This window comes from Streptomyces sp. SudanB25_2051 (assembly GCF_964272635.1).
Lineage (GTDB): Bacteria > Actinomycetota > Actinomycetes > Streptomycetales > Streptomycetaceae > Streptomyces.
In genome coordinates this window covers 3,711,318-3,729,044 of the sequence record NZ_OZ186787.1, presented here as the reverse complement: position 1 = coordinate 3,729,044, position 17,727 = coordinate 3,711,318, and the positions used below count along the sequence as shown (strand labels likewise).

The following is a 17,727-nucleotide window of genomic DNA, read 5'->3' as shown; positions in this document are numbered from 1 at the left end:
GCCCCGACCCTGAGGGCCGAAGGGACGCGTCAATCGTTCGCGAAGCCACGGGAAGCCATGTCTGTCACGGTAGATGGGGATAAGTCGGCATCGGTTCCGACTCGGGTGCGCCGGATCCTGCGCGGGCCGCGGCCCGAGAAGGTGCCCTCGCTCGTCGGCGCCGCCTGCACGTTCATCGGACTCGTCGACATCGCGGCCGGGGTGTTCCCCCGCTTCCGGGCGAGCCGGTTCCACGACTTCGTGGAGGTGCTGCCGGGCACGCTCGGACCGCTGTCCGCCGCGCTGTCCCTCAGCGCCGGCGTCCTGCTGCTGCTGCTCGCGCACGGGCTGAAGCGCCACAAGCGCCGCGCCTGGCGGGCCGCGGTGGTGCTGCTGCCCGCCGGCGCGGTGGCGCAGTTCCTGTACCGCCACTCGGTCGTCGGGGTACTGCTGTCGCTTGCCCTGCTGGCGCTGCTGCTGCGGCACCGCAAGGAGTTCGCCGCCCTGCCGGACCCGCGCAGCCGCTGGCGGGCGCTGGCCAACTTCGTCCTCATGGGCGCCGGGTCGCTGGGCCTCGGTCTGGTCATCGTGAACGCCCACCCCGGCAAGGTCGTCGGCGACCCGAGCCTCAGCGACCGCCTGGAGCACGTGCTGCTGGGCCTGGTCGGCGTGGAGGGGCCCGTCGCGTACGGCGGCAGCGTGTCCTGGACGGTCGGCTACTCGCTCGGCGCGCTGGGCCTGCTCACCGCGGTCACCACCGTCTACCTGGCGTTCCGTCCCGAGCACCCGGTGGCCCGGCTCACCGAGGACGACGAGGCGCGGCTGCGGGAGCTGCTCGCCAGGCACGGCGGGCGGGACTCGCTGGGCCACTTCGCGCTGCGCCGCGACAAGGCCGTCGTGTTCTCGCCGAGCGGCAAGGCGGCGGTCACCTACCGGGTCGTCTCCGGGGTCATGCTGGCCAGCGGCGACCCGATCGGCGACGTCGAGGCGTGGCCGGGGGCCATCGAGCGGTTCATGGACGAGGCCAAGGCGCACTCCTGGACGCCGGCCGTCATGGGCTGCTCGGAGACCGGCGGCCAGGTGTGGACCCGCGAGACCGGGCTGGACGCGCTGGAGCTGGGCGACGAGGCGGTGGTGGACGTCGCGGATTTCTCGCTGTCCGGGCGCGCCATGCGCAACGTGCGCCAGATGGTGAAGCGCATCGAGCGCAACGGCTACGAGACCCGGGTGCGGCGCGCCCGTGACCTGTCGGACGGCGAGCTGGAGCGCATCCGGCGGGCCGCGGCGGACTGGCGGGGCACCGACACGGAGCGGGGCTTCTCCATGGCGCTGGGCCGCATCGGGGACCCGGCGGACGGCGACGCGGTCATCGCGACCGCCCACAAGGCCGACGAGTCGGCGGACTCGTCCCCGTACGGCGACCTGAAGGCGATCATCCACTTCGTGCCGTGGGGGACGGACGGCATGTCGCTGGAGCTGATGCGGCGCGACCGGTCCGCCGACCCCGGTATGAACGAGCTGCTGATCGTCGCCGCGCTCCAGGCGTCCCCGAAGCTGGGCGTGGCGCGGGTGTCGCTGAACTTCGCGATGTTCCGCTCGGCGCTGGCGCGCGGCGAGAAGCTGGGCGCGGGCCCGGTCCTGCGGGTGTGGCGCGGGCTGCTGGTGTTCCTCTCCCGCTGGTTCCAGATCGAGTCGCTGTACAAGTTCAACGCGAAGTTCCAGCCGCGCTGGGAGCCGCGTTTCGTCGTGTACCGCAACGCGCGCGACCTGCCGCGCATCGGGTTCGCCGCGATGCAGGCGGAGGGCTTCGTGAACGTGGCGCCGCCCCGCCCGTTCCGCCGCAAGGAGCGCCCGGCCCGGCCGTGCGCCCACATCACCCCGCCGCCGGCCGCGCCGGAGCAGGGCATGCGCGCGGCCTGAGCCCGCCGACCTCGGTCCTGGGGCGCCACCCGGCCGGACCCGCCCGTCCGGCCCGGTCGGCGCCCCCTCGCACGTACGGGCCTAGGCTGGGGGCATGAGTACGTTGCGCGGGCGGGGCACGGTCCAGGGGCTGCCGGAGTGGGACCGCTGTGCGGTCATGGGGGTCGTCAATGTGACGCCCGACTCCTTCTCCGACGGCGGGCGCTGGTTCGACACCACCGCCGCCGTCAAGCACGGCCTGGAGCTGGTCGCCCAGGGCGCCGACCTGGTGGACGTCGGCGGCGAGTCGACGCGGCCGGGCGCGACGCGGGTGGACGAGGACGAGGAGCTGCGGCGGGTCGTCCCGGTCGTGCGGGGCCTGGCGTCCGAGGGTGTCGTGGTGTCCGTGGACACGATGCGCGCCTCGGTGGCGCGCAGGGCCGTGGAGGCGGGCGCGGTACTCGTCAACGACGTCAGCGGCGGACTCGCCGACCCGGAGATGGTGCCGTCCGTGGCCGCGGCCGAGGTGCCGTTCGTCGTGATGCACTGGCGCGGCTTCAGCGCGGACATGAACAGCCTCGCCGTGTACGACGACGTGGTCGCCGAGGTGGTGGCGGAGCTGCGCGCGCGCGTGGAGGCCGTCGTCGAGGGCGGTGTGGCCCCGGAGCGGCTGGTCGTGGACCCGGGGCTGGGCTTCGCCAAGCAGGCCGAGCACGACCTGGCCCTGGTGGCGCGCCTGGACGCGCTGCGGGCCCTGGGGCGGCCCCTGCTGGTCGCCGCGTCGCGCAAGCGGTTCCTGGGCCGCGTACTGGCGGGTGAGGGCCATGCCCCGCCGCCGGCGCGGGAGCGGGACGCCGCGACCGCCGCGGTCTCCGCGATCGCCGCGCACGAGGGCGCCTGGGCGGTGCGCGTCCACGAGGTGCGGGCGACGGCGGACGCGGTCCGGGTGGCCCGTGCCGTCGAGGGCGCCGCCTCGTGAGCGGGGCGGGCACGGACACCGAGGCGGTGGAGCTGGCCAACACGGCCTTCTACGAGGCGGTGGAGCGCGGCGACTTCGAGGCGGTCGCCGACCTGTGGCTGGACGAGCGGGACGGCGCCGTCTCCTGCGTCCATCCGGGCTGGCCGGTGCTGTCGGGGCGGGGCGAGGTGCTCCGCTCGTACGCGCTGATCATGGCGAACACCGAGTACATCCAGTTCTTCCTGACCGATGTGAAGGTGGCGGTCGCCGGGGACACGGCGCTGGTGACCTGCACGGAGAACATCCTCAGCGGCGGCCCCGCCGAGGACGGCGCCGAGCTGGGCCCACTGGTCGGGCAGCTGGTCGTCGCGACGAACGTGTTCCGCCGCACCCCGGACGGCTGGAAGGTGTGGTCCCACCACGGTTCACCCGTCCTGGCGGAATCCGACGACGACGAGGGCGACGACGGCGCGGTGTGATCGCCGTGAGTGGGTAGACGAGCGGTGGGGAGACCGCCGGAGGGACCGTGCGCGGCCGTGTCAGAGGGCGCGGGTAGATTCGGGGGGTGGCGTCCGGACCGACCGCACCCGGCCGGGAGCCGCCCAGACCTACGAAAGCAGGAGTGATTCGCGTGGATCGTGTCGCGCTGCGCGGCCTCAAGGCCCGCGGGCACCATGGCGTCTTCCCCAAGGAGCGGGAGGAGGGCCAGACGTTCATCGTGGACGTCGTGCTGGGCCTCGACACCCGGCCCGCCGCCGCGGAGGACGACCTCGCGAAGACCGTCCACTACGGCATCGTCGCCGAGGAGGTCGTCGACGTGGTGCGCGGAGAGCCGGTCGACCTGATCGAGACGCTGGCCGAGCGCATCGCGCAGAGCTGCCTCAAGCACGAGGGTGTCCAGGAGGTCGAGGTGTGCGTGCACAAGCCGGACGCCCCGATCACCGTCCCGTTCGACGACGTGACCATCACGATCACCCGGAGCCGCGTATGAACCGCACGCCCAGCGACCCGACGGTACAGCCGGTGCCCGCCTCCGTGACGGAGCAGGTCGACGCCGCCGACACGACCCTGTCCAATCCGAAGCTGGCCGTCCTCTCCCTCGGCGGCAACCTCGGCAACCGTCTGGAGAACCTGCAGGGCGCCATCGACGCCCTGGAGGACACGCCCGGTGTCCGCGTCAAGGCCGTGTCGCCGGTCTACGAGACCGAGCCGTGGGGCGTGGACCCGGACACCCAGCCGTCGTATCTGAACGCCGTGGTGGTGGTGAAGACCACGCTGCCGCCCGCGTCGCTGCTGGAGCGGGCGCACGCCGTCGAGGAGGCCTTCGACCGCGTCCGTACGGAGCGGTGGGGCGCCCGCACGGTCGACGTCGACATCGTGACGTACGCCGACGAGATCTCCGACGACCCCGTCCTCACCCTGCCGCACCCGCGCGCCCGCGAGCGGGCCTTCGTGCTGCGCCCGTGGCTGGACGTGGATCCGGAGGCGCAGCTTCCGGGCACCGGGCGGGTCGCGGACCTGCTGGCGGGCGTCGGCCAGGAGGGCGTCTCCGTCCGCCACGACCTGGAACTCCGCCTGCCCGACTGACCGTTGCCCCTACGGGCACGGCAAGCGACGGCACCGACAGACGCGAAGGACACCGGTGAAGCAACTGAGGGTCAAGGTACTGGCCGGAATCTTCGTGGTGGCCGGCGTCCTGTCCTGGGGCGGCGCGCAGCTGTGGAACGCGCTGGGCACGCTGCCGAGCGTCCCGCTGGCCGCGCCGATCGTGCTGGGCGCCATCGCTGCGGTCCTGGCGGCGACGGCGCTGTCCCTGCGCGCGCGGCTGAAGGCGCAGCGGGAGCGCCGCCCCGGCGCCAAGGGCGTGGAGCCGCTGATGGCGGCCCGCGCGGTGGTGTTCGGCCAGGCCAGTGCGCTGGTCACGGCCGCGGTGAGCGGGATGTACGCCGGTACGGGCGTGTTCCTGCTGGGCTCGCTGGATGTGCCGGCCCGCCGTGACCAGGCGATCTACGCGGGCTTCGCCGTGCTGGCGGGCTTCGCGGTGATCGCGGCGGCGCTGTTCCTGGAGCGGGTCTGCCGCCTCCCGGAGGACGACGAGCCGCCGGGCGCCTCCCCCACGACCGCGTAGCCCTCGCGCCGCCCGGCCGGCGGCTGATGGACGAATACGGGCACGGGGGCCGCACCGCGGCCCACGTGCCCGTACCGGAGCTGTCGGGCGGGTCAGTTCGCCATGATGAGGCTCATCGCCTCGGCGCGGGTCGCCATGTCCCGCAGCTGTCCGCGGACGGCGGAGGTGATGGTCTTCGCGCCGGGCTTGCGGATGCCGCGCATCGACATGCACATGTGCTCGCACTCGATGACCACGATCACGCCGCGCGGTTCGAGGATCTTCATCAGCGAGTCCGCGATCTGGGTGGTCAGCCGCTCCTGCACCTGCGGGCGGCGGGCGTACACGTCCACCAGGCGGGCCAGCTTCGACAGGCCGGTGATCTTGCCGGTCGTCGAGGGGATGTAGCCGACGTGGGCGACGCCGCGGAACGGCACCAGGTGGTGCTCGCAGGTGGAGAACACCTCGATGTCCTTGACCAGCACCATCTCGTCGTGGCCGAGGTCGAAGGTCGTCGTCAGGACGTCCTCCGGCTCCTGCCACAGGCCGGCGAATATCTCCTTGTAGGCCCGCGCCACCCGCGCCGGGGTCTCCCGCAGGCCCTCTCGGTCCGGGTCCTCACCGACGGCGATGAGGAGTTCGCGCACGGCGTTCTCGGCGCGCTTCTCGTCGAACTCGCCGATCGTGCCCTCGCCGTCCAGCGTCACCGCGTCGGTCATGTGTGCCTCGTTCCGTCTTGCCTGGGTGCGCGCCTGCCCTGAGATGCGCGAATGCCGGGGATACGCGAATGCCGCGCCCCCACAGGCTAGAACCTGGGGGGCGCGGCATCCATTCCGGGTGGGGTCCCGCGTCAGGACTCCGGACGATCCTCCGGGACCGCCTCGGCGGTCTTCGTGGTCTCCACCGAGGTGACCGTGGTCGCCGTCGACGGGGTGGCGCCGTTGGTCAGCGCCAGCTCCTTCGGGGAGAGCACCGGCGGCCGCGTCGACGGCGTGCGCCGCGAGGAGCCGGTCCACGCCGGGCGCGGCGGGCGCTTGACGATCGGGGCGAAGATCTCCGCGATCTCCTCCTTGCCGAGCGTCTCCTTCTCCAGGAGCTGCAGGACGAGGTTGTCGAGGACGTCGCGGTTCTCGACCAGGATCTCCCAGGCCTCGTTGTGCGCCGTCTCGATGAGCTTCTTGACCTCCTCGTCGACCAGCGCGGCGACCTCCTCGGAGTAGTCGCGCTGGTGCGCCATCTCACGGCCGAGGAAGGGCTCGGTGTTGTCGCCGCCGAACTTGATCGCGCCGAGGCGCTCGGTCATGCCGTACTGGGTGACCATCGCGCGGGCCGTGGCGGTGGCCTTCTCGATGTCGTTGGCCGCGCCCGTGGTCGGGTCGTGGAAGACCAGTTCCTCGGCGGCGCGTCCGCCCAGCATGTAGGCGAGCTGGTCGAGCATCTCGTTGCGCGTGGTCGAGTACTTGTCCTCGTCCGGCAGGACCATCGTGTAGCCCAGGGCGCGGCCGCGGGACAGGATGGTGATCTTGTGGACGGGGTCGGAGTTGGGGGACGCCGCGGCGACGAGGGCGTGACCGGCCTCGTGGTACGCGGTGATCTTCTTCTCCTTGTCCGACATGATCCGGGTCCGCTTCTGCGGGCCCGCGACCACGCGGTCGATCGCCTCGTCCAGCATCTCGTTGTCGATGAGCTTCTTGTCGCTGCGCGCCGTGAGGAGCGCCGCTTCGTTCAGCACGTTCGACAGGTCGGCGCCGGTGAAGCCCGGCGTGCGGCGGGCGACGGCGGCCAGGTCGACGTCGGGCGCGACCGGCTTGCCCTTCTGGTGGACCTTGAGGATCTCCAGACGGCCCTGCATGTCGGGGCGGTCGACGGCGATCTGGCGGTCGAAGCGACCGGGGCGCAGCAGGGCCGGGTCGAGGATGTCGGGGCGGTTCGTGGCGGCGATCAGGATGACGCCGCCCTTCACGTCGAAGCCGTCCATCTCGACCAGCAGCTGGTTGAGGGTCTGCTCGCGCTCGTCGTGGCCGCCGCCGAGGCCCGCGCCGCGGTGCCGGCCGACGGCGTCGATCTCGTCGACGAAGACGATCGCCGGGGCGTTCGCCTTGGCCTGCTCGAAGAGGTCGCGGACGCGGGACGCGCCGACACCGACGAACATCTCCACGAAGTCGGAACCGGAGATCGAGTAGAACGGCACCCCCGCCTCGCCGGCGACGGCGCGCGCGAGGAGGGTCTTGCCCGTGCCGGGCGGGCCGTAGAGCAGCACACCCTTGGGGATCTTGGCGCCGACGGCCTGGAACTTGGCCGGCTCCTGCAGGAACTCCTTGATCTCGTGGAGCTCCTCGACGGCCTCGTCGGACCCGGCGACGTCGGCGAACGTCGTCTTGGGGGTGTCCTTGGTGATCAGCTTGGCCTTGGACTTCCCGAAGTTCATGACGCGGGAGCCGCCGCCCTGCATCTGGTTCATCAGGAAGAGGAAGACCAGGACGATCAGGACGAAGGGCAGCAGCGAGAGCAGCACGGAGACGAAGGCGCTCTGCTTCGTCGGGGAGACCGTGTAGCCCTTGTCGATCTCACCGGCCTCGTACTTCTGCTGCAGCGTCGTGGCGAGGTCGGCACCCTGGGTCCCGATGTAGCTCGCCTGCACCTTGTCGCTGCCGTCGATCTTCTGGCCGCCCTTGAGGTCGACCTTGATCATCTGTTCGTCGCCGGTGGTCAGCTTGACCTGGTCGACCTGGTTCTGGGCGATCGCCTTGACGACCTTGCCGGTGTCCACCGTCTTGTAGCCGCCCGACGAGCCGACGACCTTCATCAACACGACCACGGCGAGGACGGCCAGCACGATCCACATGACCGGCCCACGGAAGTATCGCTTCACGTCCATCCATACGGAGCGATGCCGCCCCGTCCCTCCTGCCCGTAGGTAAATGCTGCTGTGAGAGTGTGAGACTACGTGCTGGCTTCTGGGTCAGCACGGGTGTGAGAAAAGCTGTTCTTCGGACGGTACCCCAGCAATGCCGCCGGTGGCCGCCTTCCCCACGTCCAACGCGAAGAAGGCGGCCAGGGTTCCCGGACCGCTCCGGTCCGGTGCGTCAGCCGCCGTAGACGTGGGGTGCGAGCGTCCCGACGAACGGCAGGTTCCGGTACTTCTCGGCGTAGTCCAGCCCGTATCCCACGACGAACTCGTTGGGGATGTCGAAGCCGATCCACTTCACGTCGATCGCCACCTTGGCCGCCTCGGGCTTGCGCAGCAGCGTGCAGACCTCCAGGGAGGCCGGCTCGCGCGAGCCGAGGTTGGACAGCAGCCAGGACAGGGTCAGCCCGGAGTCGATGATGTCCTCGACGATCAGGACGTGCTTGCCCTTGATGTCGGTGTCCAGGTCCTTGAGGATCCGGACGACGCCCGAGGACTGGGTGCCGGCCCCGTACGAGGAGACGGCCATCCAGTCCATGGTGACGGGGGTGGACAGGGCGCGCGCCAGGTCCGCCATCACCATCACGGCGCCCTTGAGGACCCCGACGATGAGCAGGTCCTTGCCCGCGTACTCCGCGTCGATCTTCGACGCCAGCTCGGCCAGCTTGGCGTCGATCTCTTCCTTGGTGATGAGCACCGACTTGAGGTCGGCACCCATGTCGTTCTGGTTCACCCGGGTCACTTTCGTTGCAGCCTGCGTCAGCCTGGATACGGCCTGGACGGCCTCCTGACCGACGCTTCGGCCGGTTTCGGTCAGCCTTGCCGGATGACCAGTCTGCCACCCTGGCGCCGGGCGACAACGCGGCCGGGCAGATTGATGGCGCCCTGGCCCCGCCAGCCGGTGATCAGCCGGTCGACTTCCTCGATGTGCCGGGCGAACAGCGAGCCGGCCGGGGCGCCCTCGGCGATGGCCGCCCGGCGCAGGACGCGGCGGCGCACGGCGGGCGGCAGCGCGTACAGCTTGGCGCAGTCCAGCAGGCCGGCCTCGTCGCGGACGGTGGCGTCGGCGTCGGCGGCCCAGCGGTCCAGGGCGTCGGCGTCGTCGCGGCACAGCTGGGCGGTACGGGCGAGGGCCTCGACGACGCCCTTGCCGAGCGACTTCTCCAGCGCGGGCAGGCCCTCGTGGCGCAGCCGGGACCGGGTGTAGGCCGGGTCGGCGTTCATCGGGTCGTCCCAGACGGGCAGGGACTGGACCAGGCACGCCTTGCGGGCGGTCTGCCGGTCGAGGTGCAGGAAGGGGCGGCGGTAGCGGCCGGCGGCGCCGGAGACGGCGGCCATGCCGGACAGGGACCGGATGCCGGAGCCGCGGGCGAGGCCCAGCAGCACGGTCTCGGCCTGGTCGTCGCGGGTGTGGCCGAGCAGGACGGCGGCGGCGCCGAGGCGCTCGGCCGCCTCGTCCAGGGCGGCGTACCGGGCGTCGCGGGCGGCGGCCTCGGGTCCGCCCTCGCGGCCGACGGTCACGGCGATGGCCTCGACGGGGTCGAGCCGCAGGGCGGTGAGCCGGGCGGCGACCTCGGCGGCGCGCAGGTCGGAGCCGGCCTGGAGGCCGTGGTCGACGGTGACGGCGCCGGCGCGGACGGGCAGCTTGCGCGCCTCGAAGGCGAGGGCGGAGGCGAGCGCCATGGAGTCGGCGCCGCCGGAGCAGGCGACCAGCACGAGCGGGGGCTCGCCCGCGCGGGCGGGGCCCTCCGGGCCGTCGTGGGGGGCGCCCGCCGGGTGGGCGGTGGTGGTGCGGGAGACCTCGTTGAGTACGTCGTGGAGTACGCGGCGAACCGCCAGGCGTATCGCCGCGACCGCAGGATGGGGACCCATGTCCGGTGCCCTTCGTGGAAGTTGGGGGTGCCTCGGTCGGAGTCTTAACGGTCGGAACGGGGGGTTCGGTCACTCAGGCCGTCACTGAGGCCGCCCACTCGGGTCGTCACTCAGAGTGCGTCGATGGTGACAGAACACGGCCGCTACCCGAGCATCGCACGCCTATCCCTCGCCCACGGTCCCTCGGATGGGTGAATAGGCGACGCCGTTCGGAACCGGAAGCTCCGAATCCTCAGTCTGCCTTGCGGTGCACCCTCCCCACCCAGTCGGCGGGCTTGGCGATCTCGGCCTTGGTGGGCAGGGTGTTCGGCGAGGTCCACACCCGGTTGAAGCCGTCCATGCCGACCTGCTCGACCACGGCGCGGACGAACCGCTCGCCGTCGCGGTACTGGCGCAGCTTGGCGTCGAGCCCGAGCAGCCTGCGCAGCGCCATGTCGAGGCGGGACGCCCCGCGGGCGCGGCGCTGCTGGAACTTCTCGCGGATCTCCGCGACGGACGGCACGACCTGCGGGCCCACGCCGTCCATGACGTAGTCGGCGTGGCCTTCCAGCAGCGACATGACGGCCGTGAGGCGGCCGAGGATCTCCCGCTGCTCCGGCGTCTGGACCAGTTCCACCAGGGAGCGGCCGCCCTCGTCCTCCTCGGCCTCCGGGCGGGCGCCGGTGAAGGTCTGGACGGCGTCGCGGAGACGTTCCAGCACGGTCATCGGGTCCATGTCGGTCGCGCCGAGGAACGCCTGGATCTCGCCCCGGAGGTGGTCGCGCAGCCAGGGGACGGCGGTGAACTGGGTGCGGTGGGTCTCCTCGTGGAGGCTCACCCACAGCCGGAAGTCGTGCGGGTCGACGGCGAGCTCCCGCTCGACGTGGACGATGTTCGGCGCGACGAGGAGGAGCCGGCCGCCGCCGTTCTCCCCCGCGGGCAGCTCGCGGGTGGCGGGGGCGAAGGTCTCGTACTGGCCGAGGACGCGGGAGGCCAGGAAGGACAGCAGCATGCCCAGCTCCACGCCGGTCACCTTGCCGCCGACCGCGCCCAGGACCGCGCCGCCGGGGCCCCCGGAGCGGCGCTCGGCCATCTTGTCCAGCAGCGGCCCCAGCAGCTCGCGGAAGCCCGCCACGTTCGCCTTGATCCAGCCGGCCCGGTCGACGACGAGGACCGGGGTGTCCTCCGGCTCATGGCCCTCCGGGACCATCCGGGTGAACCCGCGGACGTGCTCCTCGGACGCCTTGGCGTGCCGCCGCAGCTCGGCGACGACCTCCCGCGCCTCGTCGCGGCTGACCTCCGGCCCCGGCCGCACGAACCGCGTCGCGGTCGCCACCGCGAGGTTCCAGTCGACCATCTCCGCACCACCGATGCTCGTCATGCGTCAACCGTACGTGCTCCACGCCACAAGGGAGACCCCGCGGACGGCGGGCTCCCTGCGGACCCGGTGGCCCGTCACTTCGCGGTGAGGGCGGTCGCCAGCGCGTCGAGGGCCGGCTGCGCCTCGTACGGGGACGGGGTGCCGGACGCCAGGAAGGCGAACGCCAGGAGGCGGCCGTCGCGGGTCACCGCCGTGCCGGCCAGGGCGTTCACGCCGGTCAGGGTGCCCGTCTTGGCGCGGACGAGCCCGGCCGCCGGGGAGCCGTCCGCGTAGCGGTCCTCCAGGGTGCCGCTGAAGCCGCCGACGGGCAGCCCGGTCAGGACGGGCCGCAGCTCCGGGTGGGCGGGGTCGGCGGCGCGGGCCAGCAGGGCGGTGAGGAGGCGCGCGGAGACGCGTGCGCGGCGGTCCAGGCCGCTGCCGTCGCGCAGGGCGGCCCCGTCGAGCGGTACGCCGAGCTTCCGCAGCCGCTCCCGCACCGCCGCGCCGGCGCCGTCGAAGGAGGCCGGGTGCCCGGTGGCGCGGGCGGTGGCGCGGGCCAGGGCCTCCGCGAGGTCGTTGTCGCTGTCCGTCAGGGTGCGCTCGACCAGCGAGGACAGCGGGGCGGAGCGTGTCGTGGCGAGGTGCGGGCCCCCCTTCGGGGCGCGGCCGGGCGCGGGGGCCGCCGCGAGCTTCACGCCCTGGCCGGCGAGCAGCCGCGCGAAGGTCCGCGCCGTCTCGGCGGCCGGGTCGAGCGCGCGGGGGGCGGGGCCGCGCGTGGAGCCGTCGAGGCGGCCCGCCGCGGTCATGAGGGACGTGACGGGGGCGATGTTGTCGTTGACGCCGATGCGGTGCCGTACGGGCCCCTTGTAGAGGCTCGTGTCGTACCTCAGGGCCGTGGGGGCGGCGCCTCGCGCGCGCAGGGCCTTCGCGGTGTCCGCCGCCAGCGCCTTGAGGCGCGTCGGGTCCAGCGTCGGGTCGCCGCCGCCGACGAGGGTGAGCGTCCTGCCGTCGGGGGTGGCGACGACGGTGGTGGCGAGGCGGTGGTCGGGGCCGAGGGCCGAGAGGGCGGCCGCCGCGGTGGCGATCTTGACGGTGGAGGCGGGCGCCATGGGGGTGGCGGCACCGTGGCCGTACAGCGGGCGTCCGGTGGCCACGTCCACGACGGAGGCGGTACGCGCGCTGCCGAGGCCGGGGGCGCGCAGCAGCGGATCCAGCGCCCCGGCGAGCGCGGGCGCGGCGGCGGCCTGGGCGCGGGCGGGCGCCGCCAGGGGCGCGAGGACGGCGGGGGCGCTCGGCGCGGGCGCCGGGGCGGCCGGGCGGGGCGCGGGGGCGCCCGGAGCGGGGCCGCGGCCGTGATGTGCGCCACCTGTCGCCGCCGGGGCAGCGGCGTGGCGGCGTTCGGCCGTACGCTGGCCCCCGTCCCAGGGACCGGCGAGACCCGCCGCCGTGGCGGCCAGGGCGAGACCGGCGACGGCGGAGCCCGCGGCCAGCCGCAGCACGTTCGGCTCCAGCACGGCTGACCAGCCCCTTTCGCGAGCACTCGGTTGCGTGAGGGACACTTAACCACTGAGCTGGGCCACGAGCACGGCACCCCGGTGATCACGGCGGTCCAGTGACCCGACATTGTGATTGATCTTGGAGGAGCCACCCGTGGAGTTCGACGTCTGCATCGAGATTCCGAAGGGTTCGCGGAACAAGTACGAGGTGGACCACGAGACCGGTCGCATCCGGCTCGACCGCCACCTGTTCACCTCGACCGTGTACCCGGCGGACTACGGCTTCGTCGAGGGCACCCTGGGTGAGGACGGCGACCCGCTGGACGCGCTGGTCATCCTGGACGAGCCGACCTTCCCCGGTGTCCTGGTCAAGTGCCGCGCCATCGGCATGTTCCGCATGACCGACGAGGCCGGCGGCGACGACAAGCTGCTGTGCGTCCCGGCGTCGGACCCGCGCATGGAGCACCTGCGCGACATCCACCACGTCTCCGAGTTCGACCGCCTGGAGATCCAGCACTTCTTCGAGGTCTACAAGGACCTGGAGCCCGGCAAGTCCGTCGAGGGCGCCGACTGGGTCGGCCGCGCCGAGGCCGAGGCCGAGATCGAGGCGTCCATCAAGCGCCTGAAGGACCAGGGCGGCGCCCACTGAGGCAGCCCCTCACCGCGTTCCGCCGGCGGGCGGCGCACCCGGATCTCTCCGGGGTGCGCCGCCCGCCGTGCTGTGCGGACCGCGCCGCGTGCCCATACTGGGCGGGACGGGCGCGCACGCGCGCGTAGGGGCGTACGGCCGGAAGCCGGGCCCGCGGTGGTGCGCGGTCCGGGAGTACGGGGCGGCGCGCCGGGCAGGCGGACACGACGCGACGCGACGACCAGTCAGGAGTGGGCAGCAAGTGGTGGCGGAGCCGCACGGTCCGGAAGAGGACCGCAAACCGCAGTCGGACGAGGCGCACAGCGCCTTCACCCCGCCTGCCGGTGTGGAGCCGCCGGCCCCGCCGGAGGACGACCACCCCAGCTCGGAGTTCGCCATCCCGGAGGGACTGGCGACGGAGCCGTCGGAGGAGCCCGAGGGCTCCGCGTTCGCGCGGCCCTCCACGTTCGACGCGCGGCTGGCGCATCCGGCGTACACGCCCGCGCCGGGCGTCCCCGCGGTCCGGCTGTCGAAGGACGCGCCGTGGCAGGACCGGATGCGGACCATGCTGCGGATGCCGGTCAGCGAACGGCCGCTGACCGAGCCGGCGCAGCGGCACGAGGAGGGCGGCGGCCCGGCCGTCCCGCGCGTCCTCGACCTGACGCTGCGCATCGGGGAGCTGCTGCTGGCGGGCGGCGAGGGCGCCGAGGACGTCGAGGCGGCCATGTTCGCGATCTGCCGGTCGTACGGGATGGACCGCTGCGAGCCGACGGTCACCTTCACCCTCCTGTCTGTCACCTACCAGCCCTCGCTGGTCGACGACCCGGTGACGGCGAGCCGGATCGTGCGGCGGCGCGGCACGGACTACACGCGGCTGACGGCCGTGTACCAGCTGGTCACCGACATCAACACCGAGGGCGTCGACGTCACCCTGGAGGAGGCGTACCGGCGTCTCGCGCTGATACGGCGCAACCGGCACCCGTACCCCGGATGGGCGCTCACCCTCGCGGCGGGCGGTCTCGCCGGGGCCGCGTCGGTGCTGCTGGGCGGCGGCTGGGCGGTCTTCCTGATCGCGGCCGCCGGGGCGATGCTCGGCGACCGGCTGGCGTGGCTGGCGGCGGGGCGCGGACTGCCGGAGTTCTACCAGTTCGCCGTGGCCGCGGTGCCGCCCGCGGCGCTGGGCGTCGCGGTGAGCCTGCTGCACGCGGGGCTGCGGCCGTCGGCGGTGATCACCGGTGGGCTGTTCGCGCTGATCCCGGGGCGGGCGCTGGTCGCGGCGGTGCAGGACGGCCTGACGGGTTTCTACATCACCGCGTCGGCGCGGCTGCTGGAGGTCGTGTACTTCTTCGTCGCGATCGTGGTGGGCGTGCTGACGACGCTGTACGTGGGCGTGCAGCTGGGCGCCGAACTGAGCCCGGAGGGGACGGCCGTGCCGGTGGAGCGGCCGGTCGTGTCGATCCTGGCGGCGATGGCGCTGTCGCTGACCTTCGGCGTACTGCTCCAGCAGGAACGTTCCACGGTGGTGTTCGTGATGCTGAACGGCGCCGTGGCCTGGGTGGTCTTCGGGGCGGTCGCGGTGACCGCGGAGGGTTCGGCGGTGCTGGCGACGGCCCTGGCGGCCGGCCTGGTCGGCCTGTTCGGGCAGCTGATGGCCCGGTACGAGCGGTCGACGTCGCTGCCGTACGTGACGGCGGCGATCGGGCCGCTGCTGCCCGGTTCCGCCATGTACTACGGCGTCCTGAACATCGCGCAGAACAACATGGACGCCGGTTTCGCGTCCCTGGCGCGGGCGGCGGCGCTGGCGCTGGCCATCGCGATCGGGGTGAACCTGGGCGGCGAGCTGGCCCGGATGTTCCTGCGCGCCCCGGCGACGGCGGCGACCCGCCGCGCGGCCAAGCGGACCCGGGGCTTCTGAGGGGCTGTCCGAAGCGCTCTGCGCGACGGTCCTTCGCGAGGTCTCCGGGGCTCCGGGGCTCCGGCGGGCTCTGCGACGCGGCCCTTTGGGGCCCGGAAAACGGCTGCGGCCGGCCGGGGAGTCCCGGCCGGCCGTCGTGGTGCCGTCGTACGGCGCCCGCGTGGGCGCCGGGGGCTCAGCGCCTGGCGTGGCGGCCGCGCTGGACCGGCGCGGCCGGGTCGACGGGGGCGGCCGGGTCGAACGGGGCGGCGGCGTTGAGCGCGGCCTCCTTCTTCGCCTGCGAGCGGCCGCGCACGAACTCGATGATGATCGGGACCACCGAGAGCACGACGATCAGGACGAGGATCGCCTCGATGTTCTCCTTGATGAAGCCGATCTGGCCGAGGAAGTACCCGGCGACCGTGATGCCGGCGCCCCACAGCACACCGCCGACGATGTTGTACGCGATGAACGTCCGGTACTTCATCCGGCCGGCGCCCGCGACGATCGGCGCGAACGTCCGCACGATCGGCACGAAGCGGGCCAGCACGATGGCCTTCGGGCCGTACTTCTCGACGAAGTCGTGCGCCTTGTCCAGGTTCTCCTGCTTGAAGACCTTGGAGTTCGGCCGGTTGAACAGCTTCGGGCCGAAGAACCGGCCTATGGCGTAACCGACCTGGTCTCCGGTGATGGCGGCGATCACGATCAACGTGCAGACCAGCCACAGCGGCTGATCGATGTAATTGCCCTCCGCGACCAGCAGACCCGCTGTGAACAGCAGCGAGTCACCCGGAAGGAAGGCGAAGAAGCCCGATTCGGCGAAGACGATCAGAAGGATGCCGGGCAGGCCGTACTCGGAGATCAGGTAGTCCGGGCTGAGCCACTCCGGGCCAAGCGCAAGGGTCATCACGGGTTCCGGGCTCCTGGGTCGATGGGCGGGGAGGCTGCCCAAAAGTATCAACGCCGCCGACGCCTCCTCGGTTCCACCGGGCTTTCCGGGTGCGGACGGCCCGCTCCGCCGTGAAGCTGGGGCCATGGGCATCGAGGAGTACGGAGGCGGCCAGGCGCCGCACTCCGATGTGCTGGTGGTCACCACGAACGACGTCCCCGGGCACGTGGTGCGGCAGGTCGTGGGCGAGGTGTTCGGCCTGACCGTGCGCTCCCGGCACCTGGGCAGCCAGATCGGCGCGGGTCTGAAGTCCCTGGTCGGCGGTGAACTGCGGGGCCTGACGAAGACGCTGGTGGAGACGCGGAACCAGGCGATGGAGCGGCTCGTGGAGCAGGCCCGCGCACGCGGTGCCAACGCCGTGCTCGCCTTCCGCTTCGACGTGACGGAGGCGGCGGACGTGGGCACGGAGGTGTGCGCGTACGGCACGGCGGTGGTCGTCTCCCGCGCGTAGGGCGGCGTACGGGTGTACGTACGCCGGCATGCGCGCGTGGAGCGGCGTACGGGTGCACGCGCGCGTAGGGCGGCGTACGGGTGTACGCACGTCGGCACGCGCGCGTAGGGCGGCGTACGGGTGCACGCGCGCGTGGAGCGGCGTACGCGGCACGGGTGGGCGGAGGGGCGGGAGGCGCACGCGCACCCGGGCACCCGGATGCACGTGCGCGGACGGTCCGGCCGGCGGGTGCCGTGAACCGGACGACCGGTTTCCGCCCCCGTCCGTCACAGCGGGTCACCCCCGCGCGGGGCCGGGGAGCCGCACGGGCCCGGTGGGGCGCCGGGCGGCCGCCACCGTGACGGGGGCCGGCCGGGTCGGAGGCGCTGGTACGCCCCCGCGGTCCCGGCCCGCCGGCCGCGCCGCCCCGGGGCGTCCCCTGTGCGTCCCGGGGCGGTGCGGCCGGCCTTGTGCGCGGGCCGGAGGCCCTACGCCTCGTGGCGGGCGGCGTTCGCGTGGATCGCGTCCCGCAGGTGCTCCGCGAGACCGGGGCGCATGGCGTCGTAGAACGCCTTGAAGCGCTCGTCGTCGACGTACATGGCGCCCAGGCAGCGGTGCATCTCGTAGGGGCACTCGTAGAACCAGCGGCAGATGTGCTGCCGGTGCTCCTCCGCCATGTCCATGGCCCGCTCGCCGGAGGGCTCCTCGCCGTCCTCCATGAGCGCCTGGTAGCGGACGCCCCACTCCTTCGCCTCGTCCTGGATGCGCTGCCAGTCCGCCTTGGTGTAGCGGGCGGTGCGGCGCTGGGACTCGCGGTAGGCGTCGGTGTCGCCCCACCGCTGCTCGACCTCGTCGTTGTACTTCTCCGGGTCGTCCCCGAAGACCTCGAACTTCTCCTCGGGGGTGAGGTTGATACCCATCTTCTTGGCCTCCATGGCGTGTTCGACGGCCTCGGCCATCTTCTGCAGTTCGGCGATCCGGGTGGTCAGCAGGTGGTGCTGGCGCCGCAGGTGCTCCTGCGGGTCCGTGTCCGGGTCGTCGAGCAGGACCGCGACCTCGTCGAGCGGGAAGCCGAGCTCCCGGTAGAACAGGATCTGCTGCAGCCGGTCGAGGTCGTCGTCCCCGTAGCGCCGGTGTCCGGCGTGGCTGCGGCCGCTCGGGCTGAGCAGCCCGATCTCGTCGTAGTGGTGCAGGGTGCGCACCGTGATCCCGGCGAGGCGGGCGACCTGTCCGACGGAGTAGCCCATGTGGCTCACCGCTCCTTCCTT

17 protein-coding genes are annotated in these 17,727 nt (G+C 72.9%); 9 read left to right on the top strand and 8 right to left on the bottom strand.

Annotated features, from left to right (window positions below; all coding sequences use genetic code 11):
• The first annotated feature begins 57 nt into the window (after positions 1-57).
• The 6 genes from ACSUPT_RS16775 to ACSUPT_RS16750 all read left to right on the top strand — a co-directional run bounded on the left by ACSUPT_RS16775 (position 58) and on the right by ACSUPT_RS16750 (position 4,964).
• Complete coding sequence (locus tag ACSUPT_RS16775; protein WP_361656221.1) at positions 58-1,899, top strand: phosphatidylglycerol lysyltransferase domain-containing protein; 1,842 nt, start codon at positions 58-60, stop codon at positions 1,897-1,899.
• A gap of 94 nt (positions 1,900-1,993) precedes the next feature.
• The gene (folP, locus tag ACSUPT_RS16770) at positions 1,994-2,857 is read left to right on the top strand and encodes a dihydropteroate synthase (RefSeq protein WP_351964023.1); all 864 of its coding nucleotides are present in this window, start codon (positions 1,994-1,996) and stop codon (positions 2,855-2,857) included.
• Entirely contained in the window at positions 2,854-3,315 is a 462-nt protein-coding gene (locus ACSUPT_RS16765) for a nuclear transport factor 2 family protein (protein ID WP_351964022.1), read from the top strand. Before folP ends, ACSUPT_RS16765 begins: the two co-directional genes overlap by 4 nt.
• Positions 3,316-3,467: 152 nt before the next feature.
• Positions 3,468-3,827: a dihydroneopterin aldolase gene (gene folB / locus ACSUPT_RS16760; RefSeq protein ID WP_351964021.1), complete on the top strand. Its 360-nt coding sequence runs from the start codon at positions 3,468-3,470 to the stop codon at positions 3,825-3,827.
• On the top strand, positions 3,824-4,423 hold the full coding sequence (folK, locus tag ACSUPT_RS16755; protein ID WP_351964020.1) for a 2-amino-4-hydroxy-6-hydroxymethyldihydropteridine diphosphokinase: 600 nt from the start codon (positions 3,824-3,826) through the stop codon (positions 4,421-4,423). The genes folB and folK overlap by 4 nt, the downstream gene beginning before the upstream one ends.
• 55 nt (positions 4,424-4,478) lie before the next feature.
• The gene (locus ACSUPT_RS16750; RefSeq protein ID WP_351964019.1) at positions 4,479-4,964 is read left to right on the top strand and encodes a DUF3180 domain-containing protein; all 486 of its coding nucleotides are present in this window, start codon (positions 4,479-4,481) and stop codon (positions 4,962-4,964) included.
• Positions 4,965-5,056: 92 nt separating this feature from the next.
• Here ACSUPT_RS16750 and folE read toward each other — a convergent pair whose 3' ends face one another.
• The 6 genes from folE to dacB all read right to left on the bottom strand — a co-directional run bounded on the left by folE (position 5,057) and on the right by dacB (position 12,576).
• The gene (folE, locus tag ACSUPT_RS16745) at positions 5,057-5,662 is read right to left on the bottom strand and encodes a GTP cyclohydrolase I FolE (protein ID WP_351964018.1); all 606 of its coding nucleotides are present in this window, start codon (positions 5,660-5,662) and stop codon (positions 5,057-5,059) included.
• A gap of 131 nt (positions 5,663-5,793) precedes the next feature.
• On the bottom strand, positions 5,794-7,821 hold the full coding sequence (gene ftsH / locus ACSUPT_RS16740; protein WP_361656214.1) for an ATP-dependent zinc metalloprotease FtsH: 2,028 nt from the start codon (positions 7,819-7,821) through the stop codon (positions 5,794-5,796).
• Between the two features lie 208 nt (positions 7,822-8,029).
• Complete coding sequence (gene hpt / locus ACSUPT_RS16735) at positions 8,030-8,569, bottom strand: hypoxanthine phosphoribosyltransferase (protein ID WP_037947448.1); 540 nt, start codon at positions 8,567-8,569, stop codon at positions 8,030-8,032.
• A 95-nt stretch (positions 8,570-8,664) separates the two neighbouring features.
• On the bottom strand, positions 8,665-9,723 hold the full coding sequence (tilS, locus tag ACSUPT_RS16730) for a tRNA lysidine(34) synthetase TilS (protein ID WP_361656211.1): 1,059 nt from the start codon (positions 9,721-9,723) through the stop codon (positions 8,665-8,667).
• 232 nt (positions 9,724-9,955) lie between these two features.
• Positions 9,956-11,083 carry a zinc-dependent metalloprotease gene (locus tag ACSUPT_RS16725; protein ID WP_436944798.1) on the bottom strand — a complete coding sequence of 376 codons (1,128 nt, stop codon included), beginning with the start codon at positions 11,081-11,083 and terminating at the stop codon, positions 9,956-9,958.
• A gap of 74 nt (positions 11,084-11,157) precedes the next feature.
• Positions 11,158-12,576, bottom strand: a complete 1,419-nt coding sequence (gene dacB, locus ACSUPT_RS16720) for a D-alanyl-D-alanine carboxypeptidase/D-alanyl-D-alanine endopeptidase (protein WP_436944797.1) — start codon at positions 12,574-12,576, stop codon at positions 11,158-11,160.
• A 136-nt stretch (positions 12,577-12,712) separates the two neighbouring features.
• On the opposite strand from dacB, the gene ACSUPT_RS16715 reads away from it, so the two are divergent.
• Both ACSUPT_RS16715 and ACSUPT_RS16710 read left to right on the top strand, forming a co-directional pair.
• Complete coding sequence (locus tag ACSUPT_RS16715; RefSeq protein ID WP_023587271.1) at positions 12,713-13,207, top strand: inorganic diphosphatase; 495 nt, start codon at positions 12,713-12,715, stop codon at positions 13,205-13,207.
• A 241-nt stretch (positions 13,208-13,448) separates the two neighbouring features.
• On the top strand, positions 13,449-15,101 hold the full coding sequence (locus tag ACSUPT_RS16710) for a threonine/serine ThrE exporter family protein (RefSeq protein ID WP_351964013.1): 1,653 nt from the start codon (positions 13,449-13,451) through the stop codon (positions 15,099-15,101).
• A 175-nt stretch (positions 15,102-15,276) separates the two neighbouring features.
• On the opposite strand, the gene ACSUPT_RS16705 is transcribed toward ACSUPT_RS16710, so the two are convergent.
• On the bottom strand, positions 15,277-15,987 hold the full coding sequence (locus ACSUPT_RS16705; RefSeq protein WP_351964012.1) for a VTT domain-containing protein: 711 nt from the start codon (positions 15,985-15,987) through the stop codon (positions 15,277-15,279).
• Positions 15,988-16,114: 127 nt separating this feature from the next.
• Between ACSUPT_RS16705 and ACSUPT_RS16700 the strand changes: the two genes are divergently transcribed.
• Complete coding sequence (locus ACSUPT_RS16700; RefSeq protein WP_351964011.1) at positions 16,115-16,480, top strand: YbjQ family protein; 366 nt, start codon at positions 16,115-16,117, stop codon at positions 16,478-16,480.
• Between the two features lie 467 nt (positions 16,481-16,947).
• On the opposite strand, the gene ACSUPT_RS16695 is transcribed toward ACSUPT_RS16700, so the two are convergent.
• The gene (locus ACSUPT_RS16695) at positions 16,948-17,706 is read right to left on the bottom strand and encodes a MerR family transcriptional regulator (RefSeq protein WP_351964010.1); all 759 of its coding nucleotides are present in this window, start codon (positions 17,704-17,706) and stop codon (positions 16,948-16,950) included.
• Positions 17,707-17,727: the final 21 nt, after the last annotated feature.